The sequence below is a fragment of the Mesorhizobium sp. WSM3866 genome (assembly GCF_002294795.1).
GTDB lineage: Bacteria > Pseudomonadota > Alphaproteobacteria > Rhizobiales > Rhizobiaceae > Mesorhizobium.
Map to the genome: position 1 here is coordinate 121,855 of NZ_NSGC01000006.1, position 19,942 is coordinate 141,796.

A 19,942-nucleotide genomic window follows, 5' to 3' on the forward strand; every position below is an offset into this window, starting at 1 on the left:
TAGCACTCCCGAACTGGAGATAAACGTCGACCGGCACCCGGCGGGGCAGCGGCTATTTCAAGGCTCTGATTGCGTAGTCGATGAGGTCGTCCGGCATTGCCCGGTTGGTCTTGGCAAGGCACTGAGCGACCATCTGCGGATGGCATAGGATGACGGTGGAGGCGCCGAAACAGCGCGAGGCGATCACCGGGTCCTGCTTCCTGAACTCGCCGGCCTCTATGCCGTCGCGGATAACGTCGGCGAGCAGGTCGTGGATGCGGTCGACATGCTTGTCGATGACGCCCCAGTCGCGCTCGAGCGCGACGATCACCATCTCATGCACCTTCTGGTCGTCGAGCATGACTTCCAGCGTCATCTTGTACTGGGCGTGAACGTAACGGCGCAGCCGCTCCTCCGCGCTGATCGGCAGGCGCGAAATCTCGTAGGCCATTGCGTAGCTGGCGCCGAGCATGCGGCCGCAGACGGCCTGGTGGATTTCGACCTTGGAGGCGAAGAAGCGGTAGATGTTGGCCGGCGACATGCCGAGATCGCGGGCAATGTCGGCAACGTTGGTCTTGCCGTAGCCGTAATGCCGGAACAGGCGCTCGGCACAGTCGAGAATGCGCGTCACATTCTCCTGTCTGGCGGGGTCGGCCACGATGTTGGCGGGTTCTGACATGGTGCTTTCGATTTACGAGTGACGAATTTCAATTTTCGTCACTCGTAAATCGAAAGCGGCCCGGAGTCAACGCGGAATCGATATGCGCGTGCAAAATGGTGACAGATGGTGACAGTTGCGAGGGTGGGCGTGGGTCACACTGACGACTAGCCATTGACGCCTGTGACGTCGTCATCCACGGGCGGAGCAAGGAGCGAAGCGACGCGCGCAGACCCGAGGATCCATTCCGTGACCTATGTCAAAGAATACAACGGTATCAATAGTGTACGCCAATATACATCTGACGTCCAATTCGCAACCGCTGGGACATCGCCGCATGGTCACGGAATGGATCCTAGGGTTTCCGCGACGTCGCTTCGCGACTGCTCCACCCTAGGATGACGAACTCAGAGGCCCTTCGCCATTTCCCTCAACCTGAACTTCTGGATCTTCCCCGTAGACGTCTTCGGAATCTCGGCGAACACCACCGCCTTCGGCACTTTGAAGCGGGCGAGCAACACACGGCAATGCTCGATGATCTCGGCCTCGCTCGCAACCTTGCCGGGCTTCAGCTCGACATAGGCGACAGGCACCTCGCCCCATTTCTCGTCTGCGCGGGCAACCACTCCGCAAGAGGCGACGGACGGATGCTTGTAGAGCGCGTCCTCGACCTCGATGGACGAGATGTTCTCGCCGCCCGAGATGATGATGTCCTTGGAGCGGTCCTTGAGCTGGATGTAGCCGTCCGGGTGCATGACACCGAGATCGCCGGAGTGGAACCAGCCGCCGGCAAAAGCCTCGTCGGTGGCCTTGCGGTTCTTCAGGTAGCCCTTCATGACGATGTTGCCGCGGAACATGACCTCGCCGATGGTCTGGCCGTCGGCCGGCGTCTCGACCATCGTCTCGGGGTTCATCACGATCAACCCTTCCAGCGCGGCGTAGCGCACGCCCTGGCGCGCCTTCTTCGCCGTCCTCGGGCCCTTCTCCAGCTCGTCCCACTCATTGTGCCATTCGTTGACGACGGCCGGCCCATAGGTCTCGGTCAGGCCGTAGAGATGGGTGACGGCGAAGCCGGCATCGGCCATGCCGGAAAGCACCGCCTCGGGCGGCGGCGCGGCGGCCGTGTTGAAGGTGACGGCCTGGGCGAACTGGCGCTTATCCTCGTCTTTCGCGTTGATCAGCACCGACATGACGATCGGCGCGCCGCAAAGATGGGTAACGCGGTGGTCGGCGATGGCGTCATAGATCGGCTTTGCCCGTACCCAGCGGAGGCAGACATGGGTGCCGGCTTGCACGGCGAGCGTCCAGGGAAAGCACCAGCCGTTGCAGTGGAACATCGGCAGCGTCCAAAGATAAACGGCGTGCTTGGCCATGCCCGCATGGATGGTGTTGGTGTAGGCCATCAGGGCGGCGCCGCGATGGTGGTAGACGACGCCCTTTGGATTGCCGGTCGTGCCGGAAGTATAGTTGAGCGAGATGGCGTCCCATTCGTCGTCGGGTATCGACCATGCAAAAGCCTCGTCGCCGCCGGCGACGAAGTCCTCATAGTCGAGCGAGCCGATCCGCTCGCCCTTCGGATAGGGCGCATCGGCGGCGTAGTCGGGGTCGTCATAGTCGATGACCAATGGCTTGGCCTTGGCCGATGCCAGCGCCTCCCTGACCACGCCCGAGAACTCGCGGTCGACGATCAGCACCTTGGTGTCGGCATGGTCGAGCTGAAAGGCGATGACGGCGGCATCGAGGCGGGTGTTCAGCGAATGCAGCACCGCCTTCACCATCGGCACGCCGAAATGCGCCTCCAGCATCGGCGGCGTGTTCGACAGCATCACCGTTACCGTATCCCCCTTGCCGATGCCATGCCTCGACAGCGCCGAGGCGAGCTTCAGCGACCGCCGCCAGAAATCGCGATAAGAGATGCGCTGGCTGCCGTGGATAATGGCGACATGGTCGGGATAGGTCTTGGCCGCCCGCTCAAGGTAGGTGAGCGGCGTCAGCGGCTGGTGGTTGGCGGCGTTCCGTTCGAGATCCTGTTCGTAGGGATTGGCCATCCCATCCTCCCCAAAAGTCTTTTCGAGCTTTCTAACCGCAGGCCCGCGATCATGCCATCCCCCTGAACGACCGGGAAATGCTATGACATGAGCGCTCGGTAGAAGAGCAGCCCGGAACATGCCGGCGCCGGAGGACGAATAACCCAGCAGGCTGGATTTGACTTTTGTCGAGAGCCGTGACTAATGTCAGCCGAGGAGGCGGCATGGCGATCCGACCGGCAGAACAGCTCATCCACAAGGCCGCCTGGCTTTACTATGCGCATGGCCTTCGCCAGGACGAGGTGGCGAACCAGCTTAAGATTTCGCGCGCATCGGTCGCCATGTATCTTCGCAAGGCGCGCGAGACCGGCATCGTCAACATCTCGACCTCGACGCAGCTTTTCACCGATGATGTCATGGCACGCAGGCTGGAGGACGCCTTCAAGCTCGACGCCGTCTGGATCGCGCCGGAAAACGCCTATGTCGCCGACCCGTCGACCGACATCGCCGTCCTGGCGGCGAGCGTCTTCCTGGAACTGGTGAGTAAAGGCGACCGCATCGGCGTCGCCTGGGGCCGCACGGTCTACACCATCGCCGACATCATGTCCTATGCCGATCTGCAGGACGTCACCGTGGTGCAGCTCTGCGGCAATCTCGGCGCGCCCTATTCCTACCGACCCGATCAGTGCACGATGGAGATCGCGCGGCGGCTGAACGCCAAGGGTCTGAATTTTTACGCGCCGCTGGTGCTGTCCACGGAAGAATTGGCAGAGGGCCTGCGCGCCGAGCCGGTGATCCGCGACCAGCTTGCCGGCATCGGCGACTGCGATCTCGCGCTCTATTCCGTCGGCGCCGTGGACGCCGACAGCCATCTGGTCAAATGCGGCGCGCTGACGCCGGCCGAAATGGCCGCGCTCCGCAAGGAAGGCGCGGCCGGCGTCATCGCCGGACAGATCATCGATGCAAGCGGCGAGGCGCTCGACTGTAGCTACAACCGGCGGGTCATTTCCGCCGAGCTCGCCTCGCTGCGCGCCATCGGGAAGCGGCTGATGGTGGTGCAGGAGGACAGCAAGTTCGAGCCGCTGCTGGCCGCAATCGCCGGCGGCCTCTGCACGCATCTGGTGGTCGGCGCACATATGGCCGGGCGCCTCCTCGATCACGCCGGCGCGGTCAGCAAAAAGGCCTCGTAGGAAACCACCCTCGCCGCGTCTGTCATCAAGACGTCGCGGCTTCCTGTTCATGAGCAGACAAAATACGGAATCGGACGGAACGACATGAAGAACCTTTGGATCGACGCTGACGCGGAAAAGATGGTTGCCGACTACGCCAAGCAGGGCGTCCGCCGCGACCTTGCGCTGCGCGTCTACACGACCCGCCTGCTCGGCGGAGAGCCGCGGCTGGTGCTGCATGGCGGCGGCAATACTTCCTGCAAGACCAAGGCCACCGATCTGGTCGGTGACGAATGGGACGTGCTTTGCGTCAAGGGCAGCGGCTGGGACATGGCCGTCATCGAGCCGCAAGGCTTGCCGGCGGTGAAGATGGGCGCGCTGCTCAAGGCGCGCGCGCTGGACACGCTCTCCGACGAGGACATGGTGGCGCTGCAGCGTTCCAATCTCATCGACCCCGCCTCGCCGAATCCATCGGTCGAGACACTCCTGCACGCCTTTCTGCCGCTTAAATTCGTCGACCATACGCATTCAACCGCGATCCTTGCCATCGTCGACCAGGAGAACAGCAAGGCGCTGGTGAAGACGGTGTTCGGCGACAAAATGGGCTACCTGCCCTACATCAAACCGGGCTTCGAGCTCGCCAAGGTCGCGGCGGACGTTTTTGACGCCGACCCCAGCGTCGAAGGCCTGATCCTCGACAAGCACGGCATCTTCACCTTCGGCGACGATGCCAAGCAGGCCTATGACCGCATGATCCACTATGTGACCATCGCCGAGGACTATATCGCCAAGAACGGCAAGCCGCAGGCGACCAAGGCGGCGCTGCCGGTAAAGCTCGCCAAGGCGAGCGACATCGCGCCGACTCTGCGCGGCGCTGTCGCAGTGGCGCGCGGCGAAGGCCGCTTCGACCGCATGATCAGCGATTTCCGCACCTCGGATGCGATCGTCGATTTCATCAATTCGGCCAGGATCGCCGAGCTGGCCGGACGCGGCGTGTCGACGCCCGATCTTTCGATCCGCATCAAGACCGGACCGATGGCGGTCCCGGCTCCCGACGCCGACAAGCTCGGCGACTACAAGGCCGCCGTCCGCAGCCATGTCGAGGCTTTCGCCAAGGACTACCGCGCCTATTTCGAGACCAACGACGCGCTGGATGACGTCAAGCGCACCATGCTCGACCCGATGCCGCGGCTGACATTGGTGCCGGGCCTCGGCATGTTCGGCCACGGCCGCACGCTGAAGGACGCGAAAATCGCCTCCGATGTCGGCGAGATGTGGATCGAGGCGGTGCGCGGCGCGGAAGCCATCGGCAATTTCCAGCCGCTCTCCAAGGCCGACCTCTTCCCGCTCGAATACTGGTCATTGGAGCAGGCCAAGCTCGCCTCGAACAAGCCGAAGCCGCTGACCGGCCAGGTGGCGTTGATCACCGGCGGCGCCGGGGCGATCGGCGCCGCGACGGCGAAGCTGTTCGCCGCAAACGGTGCGCATGCGGTCATCGTCGATCTCGATCCGGCCAAGGCCGCGGAAGCGGCAAAGGCGGCGGGTAACAATTCGATCGGGGTCGGCGCCGACATCACCAGCCCGGCCGAGGTGCGCGCCGCCTTCGACAAGGCGGTCGCGGTCTATGGCGGCGTCGACATCCTGGTCTCGAATGCAGGCGCGGCCTGGGAAGGCCGGATCGGCGAAATCGACGACGCGCTGCTGCGCAAGAGCTTCGAGCTCAACTTCTTCGCCCACCAGTCGGCGGCGCAGAACGCGGTGCGCATCATGCTCGAACAGGGCACGGGCGGCGTGCTGCTGTTCAACACCTCCAAGCAGGCGGTCAATCCCGGGCCGAAATTCGGCGCCTACGGCCTTCCCAAGGCGGCGACGCTGTTTTTGTCGCGCCAGTATGCCCTGGACTACGGCGCCTACGGCATCCGCTCGAACGCGGTCAACGCCGACCGCATCCGGTCCGGGCTTTTGACCGACGCCATGATTGCCAGCCGCTCGGGCGCGCGCGGTGTCTCGGAAAAGGAATACATGTCCGGCAATCTGCTCGGCCAGGAAGTGACGGCCGACGACGTGGCGCAAGCCTTCCTGCATCAGGCACTGGCCGAACGCACCACGGCCGACGTGACGACGGTGGACGGCGGCAATATTGCCGCGGCGCTGCGCTGAAGAAACAAGGAGATCTCCCTGAGCGGCCCGTCGCTTTCCCAGAACGACGGACCACTCTCTCCGTGTCGCGACCCAGGTCAGGACTGAAGCCCATTTCACGTCTGCTGGAAAACTGCTCCAACCGGTCAAAATCCGCGCAAATCTTTTGCTTATTGCTCGAACAGCTTTAAGGGGGTGCCTTGCCCCTCGCTTGCGGGACACAAAGCTGGAGCCGCTATGCAAACCAGGGAAGTGCCTTATTTCAGCCAGTGGGAATCGCCCGGCATGACTCTGCCGCTGTTGGCGGAGGGACCATCGGCTCTGCACCGCGACCCGCTGTGGCGCAATTCCGGCGCCGAAACGATTGAGGATTATGCACGCTGGGCCGTGAATGTCTGCGGCATGGCCTGCCTGAAGATGATCCTTGCCGCGCGCGGCGAAATTCATCCGACGCTTGAGCTCGCGCGCGCCTGCACGGCCTATGGCGGCTATGTCGTCAATGAAGGCGACGGTACGATCAAGGGGCTGATCTACGAGCCCTTCGTCCGGTTCGTGCGCGAACGTTTCGGCCTGCTCGCCGAGACGATGACGAATGTCGATGCGGCCACGGTGCCCGGTCTGCTTTGCAAGTGGCGCTACTTCATCGCCTCGGTTCATCCAGGTATCCGCTGGCCCGAGCGCGAGCCGCCGTCGAAAGGCGGGCATCTGGTACTGGTGACGGCCGCCTCGCCAGGCGAAATCCGCTTCCACAACCCTTCGGGACACGTCAGGCAGAGCCAGGCGGACGTCACGCTACCGCTCGCCAGTTTCGACCGCTTTTTCGCCCGGCGCGGCATCGCCGTCGGTTTCTGATCCTTGAGCATTGTGGAGATGTCGATGGCCGAAAAAAGACTGCGTATTGGTGTGCTCTTTGGCGGGCGGTCCGCCGAGCACGACGTGTCGGTGCTTTCGGCGAACAATGTCATGGGCGCGCTGGAGCCGGGGAAGTACGATGCCGTTCCGATCTTCGTCACCCGCGAAGGGCAATGGCTGCTCAGCCGCTTCGAGGACGGCGCGCTGGCGACACCGTCGAACGGAGCGGAGGTCTGTCTGGTGCCCGGCGGGCATGGCCGAATGCTGGCCGTTCCGGCCGAAGGGCCGCCTTACGAGTTGCCCGCGATCGACATTCTGTTTCCCGTCCTGCACGGTCTCCATGGCGAGGACGGCGCCGCGCAAGGACTGGCGGAGGTGGCGCGCGTGCCGCTTGCCGGCTGCGGCATTCTCGGTTCGGCCACGGCGCTCGACAAGGATATCGCCAAGCGGTTACTGAAGGCGGCCGGCCTGCCCACGGCACGGTCCAGCACCATCCTGCCCGAGGCCGCGCCTGGCTTCGCGGAGATCGAGCAGGCGCTCGGACTCCCGGTCTTCATCAAGCCGGCCCGCCAGGGCTCTTCCGTCGGCGTCAGCAGGGTCTCCGACGAAACGGGCTATCAGGCAGCGCTCGCCGAAGGCTTCAGGCACGACGGCAAGCTGCTGGCGGAGGAATTCATCCGCGGCCGCGAGATCGAATGCAGCGTGCTTGAGGACACGGAAGGTGGCCTCTTCGTCTCCCGTCCCGGCGAGATCGTGCCGTCCGAAAGCCACGGCTTCTACAGCTATGACGCCAAATATATCGATAAGGATGGAGCAGCACTTAAGGTGCCCGCCGAACTGCCCGAGACGATCGAAGGCGAGATCCGCGAGACGGCGGCGAAGGCGTTTCGCGCGCTGGGTTGCGACGCGATGGCGCGCGTCGACTTCTTCGTGAGACCGGACATGACGTTCCTGATCAACGAGCTCAACACCATTCCGGGCTTCACCGACATCAGCATGTACGCCAAGGCAATGGCGGCAAGCGACATCAGCTACCCGGAAGTCATCGACCGGCTGGTGGCGCATGGGCTGGCGCGTGCCGCCCAATCTACCTGAGCGACTCCGGGAATAAAAAGAGCGGCCCGAGAGCCGCTCTTTTGCCTTCAGGCGCGTGGCCTACTTGGCGTTGGGGTTCGGCATCCAGGCCGGCATGGCGACATCGGCATGGGCGAACTGCGGCAGCTTGGCCGACAGGTCTTCCATGTTCTTGATGTCCTTGTCGATAAGTTCCTTCTGGGTGATCAGCGTCGGCGGCACGATGACGTTGTGGCCGGGATCCTCGCCGGCGAGCAGCTGCGCCAGCGCGCGCACCGAGACCTGGCCGACGACTGCCGGGTTGGTCGCGGCGGTGGCGGCCCAGGCGCTGTCCGGCTCGCGCATCGCGGCGATGTCGGACGTCGAGATGTCGGCCGAGTAGATCTTGATGCCCTTGTTGAGGCCGGCCTCGTCGACGGCGATCTTCACCCCCTTGGCGAACTCGTCGTAAGGCGCGAACATCACCTTGATATCGGGATGCGCCTGCAGCACCGAGCGCGCCTGGTTGGCGACGGAATTGGCGATCGGATTGTCGAGCGTGCCGAACATGGCGACCTCGCTGATGCCGGAATGTTTCTTCTTCACGTCGACCCAGGTTTCGTTGCGGCGGTCGAGCGGGGCGATGCCGGCGACATAGACATAGCCGGCTTTCCAGGCGTCGCCATTGTCCTTGACCGCCTGTTCGAGCGCGAGGCGCGCGAGATCGCGGTCGGACTGCTCGATCTGCGGGATCTTCGGGTTCTCGACATTGACGTCGAAGGCGACGACCTTGATGCCCGCGTCGACGGCGCGCTGGGCGGCGTCCTTCATCGATTCTGTCAGGCCGTGCTGGATGATGATGCCCTGCACGCCGAGCGCGATCGCCTGGTCGACCATGTCGGCCTGGAGCGCTGCGTCCTGGCGGCTGTCCAGCACGCGCAGATCGACGCCGAGCGCCTTGGCCTGCGCCTCGACGCCGGAGAGATAGGCCTGGAAGAAGTCACCGGTGGAGAGATAGCGCACCAGCGCGATCTTGACGCCCGGCTTGTCGAATGGCGCCGGACGGTCCGCCGCCAATGCTGTGCCCTGCATGAGCAGCGCCGCGCCCGCGAGGCCGAGTGCGGCCTTCCCTAAAAGTCTCCTTGTGATGCTCACTTCTTCCTCCGTTTTGTTCTCAATGCCCCGGTCGAAACTATCTCTTGCCCCTGCCGGAAAGGGCGAAGGTGAAGACAAGGGCGACGACGAGAACCGCGCCCTTGACGAAATCCTGCGTGTAGTAAGGGGCGTTCATCATCGTCAGGCCCTGCAGCAGGACGCCGACGAACACCGCGCCGACGGCCGTGCCGAAAGCGTTCGGCTTGGCGGCGCCGAGCACCGCGTAGCCGATAAGCGCCGCCGCTACTGCGTCGAGCAGCAAATTATTACCCGAGGCGATATCGCCGCGTCCAAGCCGGGCAGCGAGCAAAATCCCGCCGATCGAGGCAAAAACTCCCGAAATGACATAGGCCCAGATCTTGTATGCCTTGACAGGCGCGCCGGCCAGTTCGGCGGCGCGTTCGTTGCTGCCGACGGCATACATCATGCGGCCGAAGCGGGTGTATTCGAGGAAGAACCAGATGAGCGCGGCGAGCACGATGAGCACCACCACCGAGACCGGGATCAGGTTCGGAATGAAGAAGTCGATGCGGTGGCGGCCGAGCGCCAGGAAGGCTTCCGAGAACTTGCCGTTGGCGACCGAGCCGTCGGGCATCGTCATGCCGGTGGCGATCGAGCGGCCTTCGGTCGGAATGCGTTGCAGGCCGAGCAGCAGGAACATCATGCCGAGCGTCGCGAGCAGATCCGGCACGCGCATGTAGACGATGAGCCAGCCATTGATGAGGCCGACGACCGCGCCGATCACGAGGCAGGCGATGACGGCGACGACGGCGTTCTGCTCCAGCACAACCATGGCATAGGAAGCCGCCATCATGGCGCTGGTGGCGACCGAGCCGATCGACAGATCGAAGCCGCCGACGACAAGTGTCGCGGTGACGCCGAGTGCCAGCACGCCGGTGATCGCGACCGACTGGAAGATGAAGACGGCGCTTTGCGGCGAGGCGAAGCCGTCGGCGGCGATCGCGAAATAGGCGATCAGCCCGACCAGCAGGATGATGAAACCATAGCGGATGGCATAGTCGCGCAATGTCATCGAACGCCCCCGCGCTGCTGCCCTCTCCGCCAAACTGGAACTCATGCCTGCACTCCAAGTCTCGTCATCCATGCGATCTCACGCCGCGCTGGTGAGCGGCCCGCCGGCCACCTCAGCCAGCAGCCGATCGAGATCGATGTCATCGTTCCTGTGCTCGCCGACGATCGCGTGCTCCGACATCACCAGGATGCGGTCGGCGGTCTCCAGGGCCTCGTCGATCTCTGTGACGAAGAGCAGTGTGGCGCGGCCGTCGGCGCTCGCCCTGAGCTTGGTTGCGATGTCGCGCCGAGCCGAAATATCGACGCCCTGGAACGGCTCGTCGAGGATGAACAGGCGCGAGGCCTGCGACATCCAGCGCGCCACCATCACCTTCTGCTGGTTGCCGCCCGAAAGCGCGGAAAGCTCGTCCTTCTCGGAGCGGCAGACGATGCCGAGCTCGCCGATCTGGCGGCGTGCGGCAGCCCGTTCTGCCCGCTTCTTCATGACGCCGAAGCCGGACATGCGCTTGAGAAACGGCAGGCTGATGTTGCGTTCGATGTTGAAGCCGCCGACGATGCCGCTCATCGCGCGGTCCTTGGCCACAAGGAAGACGCCGGCAGCGATCGCCTCGCGCGCGGATCCCGGTGCGTAGGGCTTGCCGTCCATATGCATGGTGCCGGCGAGCGGCCTGCGCACGCCGAACAAAGTTTCTGCGAGCGCCGTCTTGCCGACGCCGACCAGGCCGGTGATCGCCACCACCTCCCCAGCGCCGAGCGTCATCGAAATCGGTCTGGCGCCGGGCGCCAGCTGCAGGCCTTGGACGGTAAAGACCGCGCGCGCCGAGCTTCTGGCAATGACGCGGTCGAGCAGTATCTTGCGGCCGAGCATGGCGTTGACCGCGCCCTCATAGTCGAGCGGCTTCCGGTCGAACAGGCCGGAGACGACGCCGTCACGCATCGAGACGATGCGGTCTGCCAAGCGCCTGATGTCGGACATGCGATGCGAGATATAGAGGATCGCGACACCCTGCCCGCGCAGCCTGTCGATCAGCGCAAACAGCCGGTCGGCCTCGGCGCTCGACAGCGAGGAGGTCGGCTCGTCGAGGATCAGCACTTTCGGCTGGTGCGCCATGGCGCGGGCAATCGCGACCATCTGACGATCGGCGAGCGAGAGGTCCGCGACGCGTGCCTTAAGATCGAGCGTAAGCCCCATGCGGTCGGCTACGGTCCTGGCTTCGACGCGGACATTGGCGGGCCTGAACAGCAGCGATGCGCCCTTGCCGCTCAGCCGGTCGAGCGTCAGGTTGGTGGCGACGTCGAGATCGGCGACAACGCCGTCATTGATGTTCTGATGAACGGTGACGACGCCGGCGCGGATCGCTTCTGCCGGCGAGCCGGGATCGAAGGCCTGGCCGGCGAGCCGCATCGTGCCGCCGCCGCGCGCGTAAACGCCGCTGACGATCTTGACCAGGGTGGATTTGCCGGCGCCGTTGGCGCCCATCAGCACGGTGACCTCGCCCGCATAGAGATCCAGCGCGATGCCGCCAAGCACCTCGTTCTGGCCGAAGGATTTCCTCAGGCCGTCCACACGGAACACGGCATCTGCGCCCATTCGTTCCTCCCTGATCGATGACGCTATGGGCTCACTCGGCAATTGTCAACACGATTGACAATTGCCAGAGCGCTCCCTAGCTTGGCCCGGCCGCCGTGGCTCCGTTATCGTGGGACACCACGCGCAGGAGGGAGAGGATGACCGGGAAGTTCGAAGCATTGTCGGTGGAGTCGCTGCCGCAGCGGCTCGGCGAGACCACGGCGCTTACCGAGCGCATTGGCAAGGACGCCGGCCACTGGAAAGTACGCGAGGTCGGCGACGGCAACCTGAACCTCGTTTTCATCGTCGAGGGCGACCAGGGCGCGGCGGTGGTCAAGCAGGCGCTGCCCTATGTGCGCCTGGTCGGCGACAGCTGGCCGCTGCCTTTGAAGCGCGCTTTCTTCGAGTATCACGCCTTGACGAGGCAACAGCGCCGAGCGCCAGGCTCGGTGCCGGCGATCTATTATTTCGACGAGGACCAGGCGCTTATTGTCATGGAGTATCTGGCGCCGCCCTACATCATCCTGCGTCGCGCGCTGATCGACGGCCGCGAGCTGCCGAACATTGCGCGCGACATCGGCCTGTTCATGGCCCGAACGCTGTTCCGCGGCTCGGACCTCTCAATGCCGACAAAAGAGCGCAAGGCCGATCTCGCGCTGTTCGCCGACAATGTCGAGCTCTGCGACATCACCGAGAACCTGGTGTTCTCCGATCCCTATTTCGACGCCGAGATGAACCGGCACACCAGCCCGCAGCTCGACCGCCTGGTGGCCGAATTGCGCGCCGACCGCGACCTCAAGGTCGAGGCGCAGCGGCTGAAGCACCTCTTCGCCGCCAATGCCGAAACACTGCTGCATGGCGACCTGCATTCCGGTTCGATCATGGTGACCGACACCGAGACCCGGATGATCGATCCGGAATTCGCCTTCTACGGCCCGATCGCCTTCGACGTCGGCATGCTGCTCGCCAATTTCTGGATGGCCTTCTTCTCGCAGCGCGGCCATGAGCAGAAAGGTAGCCGGGATTCGATGCGCGCCTACCTGCTTAAGGTCACGGCCGAGAGCTGGGCGGTGTTCCGCGCCGAGTTTTCGCATTTGTGGCGAACCGAGCGCACCGGCATCCTCTACCAGAAGAGCCTGTTCGAGGATCAGGGCGACCTGCTCGGTTCCGAACAGGCGCTCGACCACATGCTTTCCGGCATCTGGACCGACCTGCTCGGCTTCGCCGGCATCGAGGTGCACCGACGTATCCTCGGTCTCGCCCACAATGCCGATTTCGAGACCATTGCCGACGCAGACCTTCGCGCCAAATGTGAAGCAAAGGCGCTGCGCTTCGGCCGCCACATCGCCGTGAACCGGCGTCAGATCCACAGCATCGACGAGGTCAACGCATTGGCCGCGCTGGTCGAACAGGAGAAGAGCCTTTGAACGTCGGCGAACGCCACTATCGTACAATTTGGCTCAGCGACGACAAACGCTCGGTCGACATCATCGACCAGCGCTGGCTGCCGCATGAGTTTCGCGTCGAGACGATCGGAACCGTTCCCGGCATCGCCACCGCGATCCGCGACATGTGGGTGCGCGGCGCGCCGCTGATCGGCGTCACCGCCGCCTACGGCGTCGCCATCCAGATGACCGACGATCCCTCGGACGAAGCGCTCGACGCGGCGTGGGAGACGCTGCACAAAACGCGACCGACGGCGATCAACCTGCGCTGGGCGCTGGACGAGATGCGGCGTTTTCTGAAGCCGCTGGCGCCGGGAGAGCGCGCCGAGGCCGCCTACCGGCGCGCCGCCGAGATCGCAGACGAGGATGTCGGGCTCAATCGCGCCATCGGCGAGAACGGGCTTGCCATCATCAAGGAGATCGCGGCGAAAAAGAAGCTTGGCGAGGCGGTCAACATTCTCACCCATTGCAATGCCGGTTGGCTGGCGACGGTCGACTACGGCACCGCCACGGCGCCAATCTATCTGGCGACGGAAGCCGGCATTCCGGTCCACGTCTATGTCGACGAGACCAGGCCGCGCAACCAGGGCGCCCAGCTGACCGCCTGGGAAATGGCCGGCCACGGCGTGCCGCACACGCTGATCGTCGATAACGCTGGCGGGCATCTGATGCAGCATGGCGACATCGACATGGTGATCGTCGGCACCGACCGCACGACGGCCAATGGCGACGTCTGCAACAAGATCGGCACCTATCTCAAGGCTTTAGCCGCCGCCGACAACGACGTCCCTTTCTATGTCGCGCTCCCCTCGCCCACCATCGACTGGACGGTCGCCGACGGGCTTGCGGAAATCCCGATCGAGGAGCGCGCGAGTGACGAGGTTTCGCTGGTGTGGGGTAGGACGGCCGACGGCAAGGTCGCGCAGGTGCGCGTCTCGCCCGACGCGACGCCGGCGGCAAACCCCGCCTTCGACGTGACGCCGGCTCGGCTGGTGACAGGGCTGATCACCGAGCGCGGCGTGGCGAAGGCTTCGCGCGAGGCGCTGAAGGCAATGTTTCCCGAGCGCAGCTAATCTTAGCCCGGTGCTCTCGGCCGTGCTCACGCCGCACAACTATCATGAGAGCGCCGAGCACCGCCGCTTCTTCCACGAGCATTTTTTGGTGAAGGGCAAGGAAGCGGCGAAGGCCTGCGTCGAAATCCTTGCCGCGCGCGAGCGGATCGCCGCTTAGGCTCGACTCGGGCCGGATTTCAGCCCTGCAACAAGAATTGCGGCCGAAAGGGCTTCAAAAGGTTGCGGTAGGTCAGAAATCCGGCCAGAAGCAACGGGGCCGCCCGCCCGGGCGGCCTTTTCAAACACGGGCTCGAACCAGATACGGGAGACTATTCGTTGGCTCGCATCACACTGAGACAATTGCTCGACCATGCCGCCGAACAAGGCTATGGCGTGCCTGCCTTCAACATGAACAACATGGAACAGGGCCTCGCCATCATGGAGGCGGCCGAGGAGACCAAGTCGCCGGTCATCCTCCAGGCGAGCCGCGGGGCGCGCGCCTACGCCAATGATGTGGTGCTGGCCAAGCTGATCGACGCGCTGGTCGAGATCCACCCCGACATTCCGGTCTGCATGCATCTCGACCACGGCAACAACGAAGCGACCTGCGTCACCGCGATCCAGTACGGCTTCACCTCGGTGATGATGGACGGCTCGCTAAAGGAAGACGGCAAGTCGCCGGCCGACTACGCCTATAATTCCGGCATCACGCGCCGCGTCGTCGATATGGCGCATTGGGGCGGTGTCTCGGTGGAAGGCGAGATCGGCGTGCTCGGCTCGCTGGAGAGCGGCGGCGGCGAGCAGGAGGACGGCCACGGCGTCGAAGGCGCCATCAGCCACGATCAGTTGCTTACAGACCCGGTGCAGGCCGAGCAGTTCGTGCGCGACACCCATGTCGATGCGCTGGCGGTGGCCATGGGCACCAGCCACGGCGCCTACAAATTCTCGCGCAAGCCGGATGGCGCGGTGCTGGCGATGAACGTGATCGAGGAGATCCATCGCCGCCTGCCCAACATGCATCTGGTCATGCACGGCTCGTCATCGGTGCCGGAGGAGCTGCAGGAGATCATCAACAAATATGGCGGCCAGATGAAGCCGACCTGGGGCGTGCCGGTGGAAGAGATCCAGCGCGGCATCAAGCACGGCGTGCGCAAGATCAACATCGACACCGACAACCGCATGGCGCTGACCGGCGCGATCCGCAAGGTGCTGACCGAGAACCCTTCCGAGTTCGATCCGCGCAAATATCTGACGCCGGCCATGGCGGCGATGAAGAAGCTCTGCAAGGAACGTTTCGAGCAGTTCGGCACAGCCGGCAACGCGCCGAAGATCAAGCCGATCCCGTTGTCGGAAATGGCCAAGCGTTACAAGTCCGGCAGCCTCGACCCGAAGTTCGGCTGAGCCACCTCCTCCCGCGACCGGGTTCCAGCTGGTCGCGGGAGCACGCCCGCCCTCCCACGGCACCAGTTCCGCGGAACCTCACGTCATCGGCATTGGCCAAGGAACCATCCATAGCCGAGCTTAGTTGAACTGTCCTGACGCAATGGAGGGTGCGCCGACCGGCGTCGCCGACGGGAAATGCTCGAGCCGCTCTGCTGCGACATGCCGCTTCATCCGACATGGCCGGATCTCGTTGCGCGGCTGTTGCTGACGCTGGTCGCGGGCTTCCTCATCGGCTTGAATCGCGAAGCGCGCGGCCATTCCGCCGGCCTGCGGACGACCATCCTGGTCGGCCTCGCGGCGTGCGTCGCCATGGTCCAGGCCAACATGCTGCTCGACGTTGCCGGCAAGGGACCGGACTCATTCGTGCGCATGGATGTGCTGCGCTTTGCGCTCGGCGTGCTCACCGGCGTCGGCTTCATCGGCGGCGGCGCCATCCTCAGGCGCGGCGATCTCGTCACCGGAGTGACCACCGCCGCCACCATGTGGATCATGACGATGATCGGGCTGGCCTTCGGCGGCGGCCAGTTCGGCCTCGGCGCGATTGCTACAGCATTGACGCTGGTGACGCTGCAGGCCCTGAAGTGGGTCGATCTCAAGATCCCGCGCGACCATAAGGCGATCCTTGCGGTCTCATGGCCGAAGACAGCCCCGCCCGACCTCCAGGAGATCGTGCGGCCGCTCGGATACGATGCCCGCTTCGTTGGCATGGAGCACGATGCCGACCGCGACCGCGTCGTGTTTTCCTTCCAAGTCAAATGGCGGCAGCCAGATGCAGTCGAGCCGTCAACTGAGGTGCTGGCGCTGGTCGGCCAACACTGCGAGATCGAGCGGTTTGAATTGATCAGCGAGAAAGCGCCCTGATCAGCGTCAGAAGGGTGGCGAACCTATTCGGCTGCGCTTGGCGTTTCCGAATCCGGGCGAATAAGCTTGATGTCCGCTCCCGCCGCCCAGGCGCCGATGTCCTCCCGGCGCAGCGCCGCCGCCATCATGTCGGGAAAATGGTCCGGCGTGCAGGCGAAGACCGGGACGCCCAATGCCGCGACCGAGCCGGCCATGGAAGAGTCGTAGCCGGGACGGCCCTGGTCGGTGAGCGCCAGGAGCACAACGACATTGACGCCCGACCGCACCAGCGCAGCCAGCCGACGAAGCAGTTCCTGACCGTTGCCGCCTTCGTAGAGGTCGGTGATGAGGACGAAATGCGCTTTGGTCGGCCGCTCGATGCGCTCGGCGCAATAGGCGACCGCCTGGTTGATGTCGGTTCCGCCGCCGAGCTGGACGCCGAACAGCACCTCGACCGGATCGCTGAGCTCGTCGGTCAGATCGACGATCGCGGTGTCAAAGCAGACCAGCTTGGTGCGCACGACCGGCAAGGAGGCCATCACGGCCGCGAAGATCGAGGCGTAGATGACCGAACTTGCCATCGAGCCGGACTGATCGACGCAGAGCGTCACTTCGTCGAGGTCGACCAGCCGACGCTGGCGGCGCATGAAGCCGACGAGCTTTTCCGGCACCACGGTCTTGTGGTCTGGCTGGTAGTGGCGAAGGTTCGCCGCGATAGTGCGCGGCCAGTCGATGTCGCGCTGCCGCGGCCTGTTGGTGCGCCTTGAACGGTCGAGCGCGCCGCGGATCGCCTCGGCGGTTTTCTGCTCGAGACGCTGCATCAGCTTGGCGACGATGTCGGAAATGATCGAGCGGGCAATGTCCTTGGTCTTTTCCGGCATCGCCGAGCGCAACGAGACCAGATCGGCAACGAGATTGACGTCGGCCTCGATCGCCTTGAGGAATTCCGGCTCCATCAGCATCTGCTTCAGGTTCAGGCGCTCGAAGGCGTCCTTCTGCACGACCTGGACCACCTGCTCGGGGAAGAAAGAGCGGATATCGCCCATCCATTGCGCGACGCGCGGCGCCGAACGGCCAAGCCCGCCGCGCCGCTTGCGCGGATCGCCGGCGTCGCCGCTGCCGTCGCCGTAGAGCGCATCGAGGGCTGCCGAAAGCCGCCGGTCCTCCTGCGACAGCGCCGAGGAGGACTCATCGTCGGCGCCGATCGCCAGGCGCCAACGGCGCTCCCGCGTCCCTTCGATCGGATGAAGATCGGGTCCGACCGTTTCATCATCCATGGTTGGGCTCCCCCGTAAGCAGCTTGCCGAGGAGACCAAAATGCCGGCGCCAGGCCTCGCCGCCATCGGGTGCCGGCGTCAGTCCGGCGGGCAGGCTCGCCCTGCGGCCGAGCACGGCCTCGATCAGGCGGCGGCGCTCCATGCTGTCGAGATTGGAAAATACGCGGCGCAGCAAAGGCAGATGCGCAACGAAGGCGTCCTCGTCGAGCGATGCCAGCCAGGAATCGACAGCGCCGCGCAGCCCCTCGTCATAGATCAGCCTCTGGCCGGCGCCGCTGAAGAAGCCTTCGAAAAAGGCGGCGGCATCGATGACCGGCGTTCCGGGCGACAGCCGCTTTGCCAAAAGGCCGGCCGTGGCCTCGGCCGAGAGGTGCCCGGCCTCGTAGAGCAGATGTGCGGCGCAGCCAGCAACGAGCGCCGTCGAGCGCGATGAATCGAGCACGGCCGCAAGGCCGTTCAGCCAGGCATCCAGGACATGCTCGTCCGGTTCGACCAGCCTGATCGCCTCGTCGGCCTTGCTCAGCGCCGCCATCAGCGCTGCGGCGGCCTGCGCGTCGAGATCGCGCGCGGCGTAAGGCAGCGCGATCGCGCCTTCGATGACCAACCGCTCCAAGAGGCCGGCAAGGCGCTGCGTCTCGGTTTTGCGCGCTTCGCCATAGCGGATGATGTCGGCAAGTGGGGGCACCGACGCAAGGAGCTCCAGGCATTCGCTGCTATGCGCCGCCTTCTCCTCGAGCGCGGCGAGGCCGGCCGCGGACGCCTCGCTCAAGGCGGCGGTGATCGCGCTTTGCACCAGCGTGGCCAGAGCATCGAGCGTCGAAGCGGCGCCGATCATCTGGACAAGCCGTCCGTTGGCGGCCTTCTCGATGGTCGGTCCGTAAATCAGGTTTTCGACCAGGCGCACGGCGTATTCCGGCTGCCAGGCCAGCAGCCAGCGCTCGCGGAACGTGCCGCGGCTGCGGCCGACATCCGTCAGCCTGCCCCAGTTCACGCCGAGCACGTTCAGCCGGTGCAGAAGCGTCGACCGAAAGAGACCGCTCTCGCTGCGCAGGTCGATGGAGAGCTCGCGCTCCAGTGCTTCAGGCTTGAGCCGCGCGGCCTTCTGGTTGCGCTGCAAATCATCGATCAGCGGCGCGAGCGGCGTGTCGGCTGGAATCTCGCCGACATCGGCGCCGAGCAGCAGCTCGGCCTCGACCATCTTCCACAGCAAGGCCTCGCCGTTGAAGAGCGCCGCGATCGAGGCCTCACGCAGTTCCTCGAAACCCGGTTTCGGGCGCTCGCGTATGGCGGCAAGCGCCCGCGCCAGACGCTCCGCCTCGATCAGCGAGGCGGTCGAAATTATATGGCCCTTGGCCCTGAGAACCGAAGCGACCCGCGCGAGCCACAGCACCGAAGCGTCATCCTGCCCGCGCGTCTGCCACAGGTGCTTGCTCCAGCCCGGCGCGACGACACCGGCGCCATAGCCATAACCCAGCGCCAGCCGCGGTCCGGTCCATGGCGCGAAGGTCATCGTGGTCTTGCGCCGGCCGATGCCCTTGAGCAGTGCCTGGTCGCTCTTTTGCGTATGCGCAGCTTGCAGGGCGGGCACATGCCACGCGCCGCAGACGACGGCCAGCGGCCCGTCGATTTCTTTGCGCGCAGCGGCGATCTCCAGCCGCATATGCGCCTCGCGCATGGCCTCGAATTTGCCAATGGACGTCTCGCCGTCGCGCAGCGTCGTCATCGCGTCGGCGATGGCAGCAAAGATCGGCCCGGGTGCGGGATTCTGCTCAATGATATCGGACCACCAGCTTTCGCCGTCCTCATAGCCGGCGGCGCGCGCTAAAGTGCCGATCGGATCAAGGATCCGTGAGCTTGCTTCGCTCTGCTCTTCGGTGGCCTCCGGTTCGTCCGCATCGGCGTCGGTCGAACCCTCGGGCCCGTGCTCGGCAAGCCGCGCGGCGGACGGCAAGTCGATGAAACGCAGCGCCGCCTTGTTGGCGACAGCCCACAGCGCCGCCTGATATTCGGGAGAGAATTCGGCGAAGGGCCAGAAGCGCGTCGCGGCGGGATCGTCCTCGGGGTAGCAAAGCAGTGCCACCGGCGGCTTCATGTCCGGGCTGGCAAGCAGGGGCAGCAAGGGCGAGGCATCCACCGGCCCCTCGATCAGCACGGCGGCCGGCTGCAATTCCTGCAACGCTCTAACCAGGCTCGCGGCGGAGCCCGGCCCATGATGGCGAATGCCGAAATAGCTGATGCCGCCTTGCGTCAT

General features: G+C 64.7%; 15 protein-coding genes and 1 pseudogene. 9 read left to right on the plus strand and 7 right to left on the minus strand.

The window, feature by feature from the left end:
* Positions 1 to 52: 52 nt before the first annotated feature.
* Entirely contained in the window at positions 53 to 658 is a 606-nt protein-coding gene (locus CK222_RS15735) for a TetR family transcriptional regulator (RefSeq protein ID WP_067327751.1), read from the minus strand.
* A 386-nt stretch (positions 659 to 1,044) separates the two neighbouring features.
* Entirely contained in the window at positions 1,045 to 2,685 is a 1,641-nt protein-coding gene (locus CK222_RS15740) for an acyl-CoA synthetase (RefSeq protein WP_095800959.1), read from the minus strand.
* A 203-nt stretch (positions 2,686 to 2,888) separates the two neighbouring features.
* On the opposite strand from CK222_RS15740, the gene CK222_RS15745 reads away from it, so the two are divergent.
* The 4 genes from CK222_RS15745 (at position 2,889) to CK222_RS15760 (ending at position 7,919) form a co-directional block, all read left to right on the plus strand.
* On the plus strand, positions 2,889 to 3,854 hold the full coding sequence (locus tag CK222_RS15745) for a sugar-binding transcriptional regulator (protein WP_095800960.1): 966 nt from the start codon (positions 2,889 to 2,891) through the stop codon (positions 3,852 to 3,854).
* An 84-nt stretch (positions 3,855 to 3,938) separates the two neighbouring features.
* Entirely contained in the window at positions 3,939 to 5,993 is a 2,055-nt protein-coding gene (locus tag CK222_RS15750; RefSeq protein ID WP_095800961.1) for a bifunctional aldolase/short-chain dehydrogenase, read from the plus strand.
* A gap of 216 nt (positions 5,994 to 6,209) precedes the next feature.
* Positions 6,210 to 6,824, plus strand: a complete 615-nt coding sequence (locus CK222_RS15755; RefSeq protein ID WP_095800962.1) for a hypothetical protein — start codon at positions 6,210 to 6,212, stop codon at positions 6,822 to 6,824.
* Positions 6,825 to 6,842: 18 nt separating this feature from the next.
* Complete coding sequence (locus tag CK222_RS15760; RefSeq protein ID WP_095800963.1) at positions 6,843 to 7,919, plus strand: D-alanine--D-alanine ligase family protein; 1,077 nt, start codon at positions 6,843 to 6,845, stop codon at positions 7,917 to 7,919.
* Positions 7,920 to 7,979: 60 nt separating this feature from the next.
* Here the strand turns inward: CK222_RS15760 and CK222_RS15765 are convergent, their stop codons facing one another.
* From CK222_RS15765 to CK222_RS15775, 3 genes are all read right to left on the minus strand, one after another.
* Positions 7,980 to 9,032, minus strand: a complete 1,053-nt coding sequence (locus CK222_RS15765; protein ID WP_066988974.1) for a substrate-binding domain-containing protein — start codon at positions 9,030 to 9,032, stop codon at positions 7,980 to 7,982.
* A 37-nt stretch (positions 9,033 to 9,069) separates the two neighbouring features.
* Positions 9,070 to 10,065 (minus strand): ABC transporter permease, encoded by a 996-nt coding sequence (locus CK222_RS15770; RefSeq protein WP_067327737.1) that lies wholly within the window; start codon positions 10,063 to 10,065, stop codon positions 9,070 to 9,072.
* Positions 10,066 to 10,143: 78 nt separating this feature from the next.
* Positions 10,144 to 11,655, minus strand: a complete 1,512-nt coding sequence (locus tag CK222_RS15775) for a sugar ABC transporter ATP-binding protein (protein ID WP_095800964.1) — start codon at positions 11,653 to 11,655, stop codon at positions 10,144 to 10,146.
* A 137-nt stretch (positions 11,656 to 11,792) separates the two neighbouring features.
* Here CK222_RS15775 and mtnK point away from each other — a divergent pair, with 137 nt between their 5' ends.
* The 5 genes and pseudogenes from mtnK (at position 11,793) to CK222_RS15800 (ending at position 16,435) form a co-directional block, all read left to right on the plus strand.
* Positions 11,793 to 13,061 (plus strand): S-methyl-5-thioribose kinase, encoded by a 1,269-nt coding sequence (gene mtnK, locus CK222_RS15780; RefSeq protein ID WP_095800965.1) that lies wholly within the window; start codon positions 11,793 to 11,795, stop codon positions 13,059 to 13,061.
* Entirely contained in the window at positions 13,058 to 14,152 is a 1,095-nt protein-coding gene (gene mtnA, locus CK222_RS15785) for an S-methyl-5-thioribose-1-phosphate isomerase (protein WP_095800966.1), read from the plus strand. Before mtnK ends, mtnA begins: the two co-directional genes overlap by 4 nt.
* Before the next feature lie 7 nt (positions 14,153 to 14,159).
* Positions 14,160 to 14,309 (plus strand): annotated as a pseudogene (locus tag CK222_RS15790) (6,7-dimethyl-8-ribityllumazine synthase); the annotation flags it as partial.
* A 158-nt stretch (positions 14,310 to 14,467) separates the two neighbouring features.
* Positions 14,468 to 15,532: a class II fructose-bisphosphate aldolase gene (gene fba, locus CK222_RS15795; RefSeq protein WP_066988983.1), complete on the plus strand. Its 1,065-nt coding sequence runs from the start codon at positions 14,468 to 14,470 to the stop codon at positions 15,530 to 15,532.
* 177 nt (positions 15,533 to 15,709) lie between these two features.
* Positions 15,710 to 16,435 (plus strand): MgtC/SapB family protein, encoded by a 726-nt coding sequence (locus CK222_RS15800; RefSeq protein WP_095800967.1) that lies wholly within the window; start codon positions 15,710 to 15,712, stop codon positions 16,433 to 16,435.
* A 23-nt stretch (positions 16,436 to 16,458) separates the two neighbouring features.
* On the opposite strand, the gene CK222_RS15805 is transcribed toward CK222_RS15800, so the two are convergent.
* Together CK222_RS15805 and CK222_RS15810 are read right to left on the minus strand one after the other, a co-directional pair.
* Complete coding sequence (locus CK222_RS15805) at positions 16,459 to 17,691, minus strand: VWA domain-containing protein (protein WP_095800968.1); 1,233 nt, start codon at positions 17,689 to 17,691, stop codon at positions 16,459 to 16,461.
* Complete coding sequence (locus tag CK222_RS15810) at positions 17,684 to 19,942, minus strand: DUF5682 family protein (RefSeq protein WP_095800969.1); 2,259 nt, start codon at positions 19,940 to 19,942, stop codon at positions 17,684 to 17,686. The genes CK222_RS15805 and CK222_RS15810 overlap by 8 nt, the downstream gene beginning before the upstream one ends.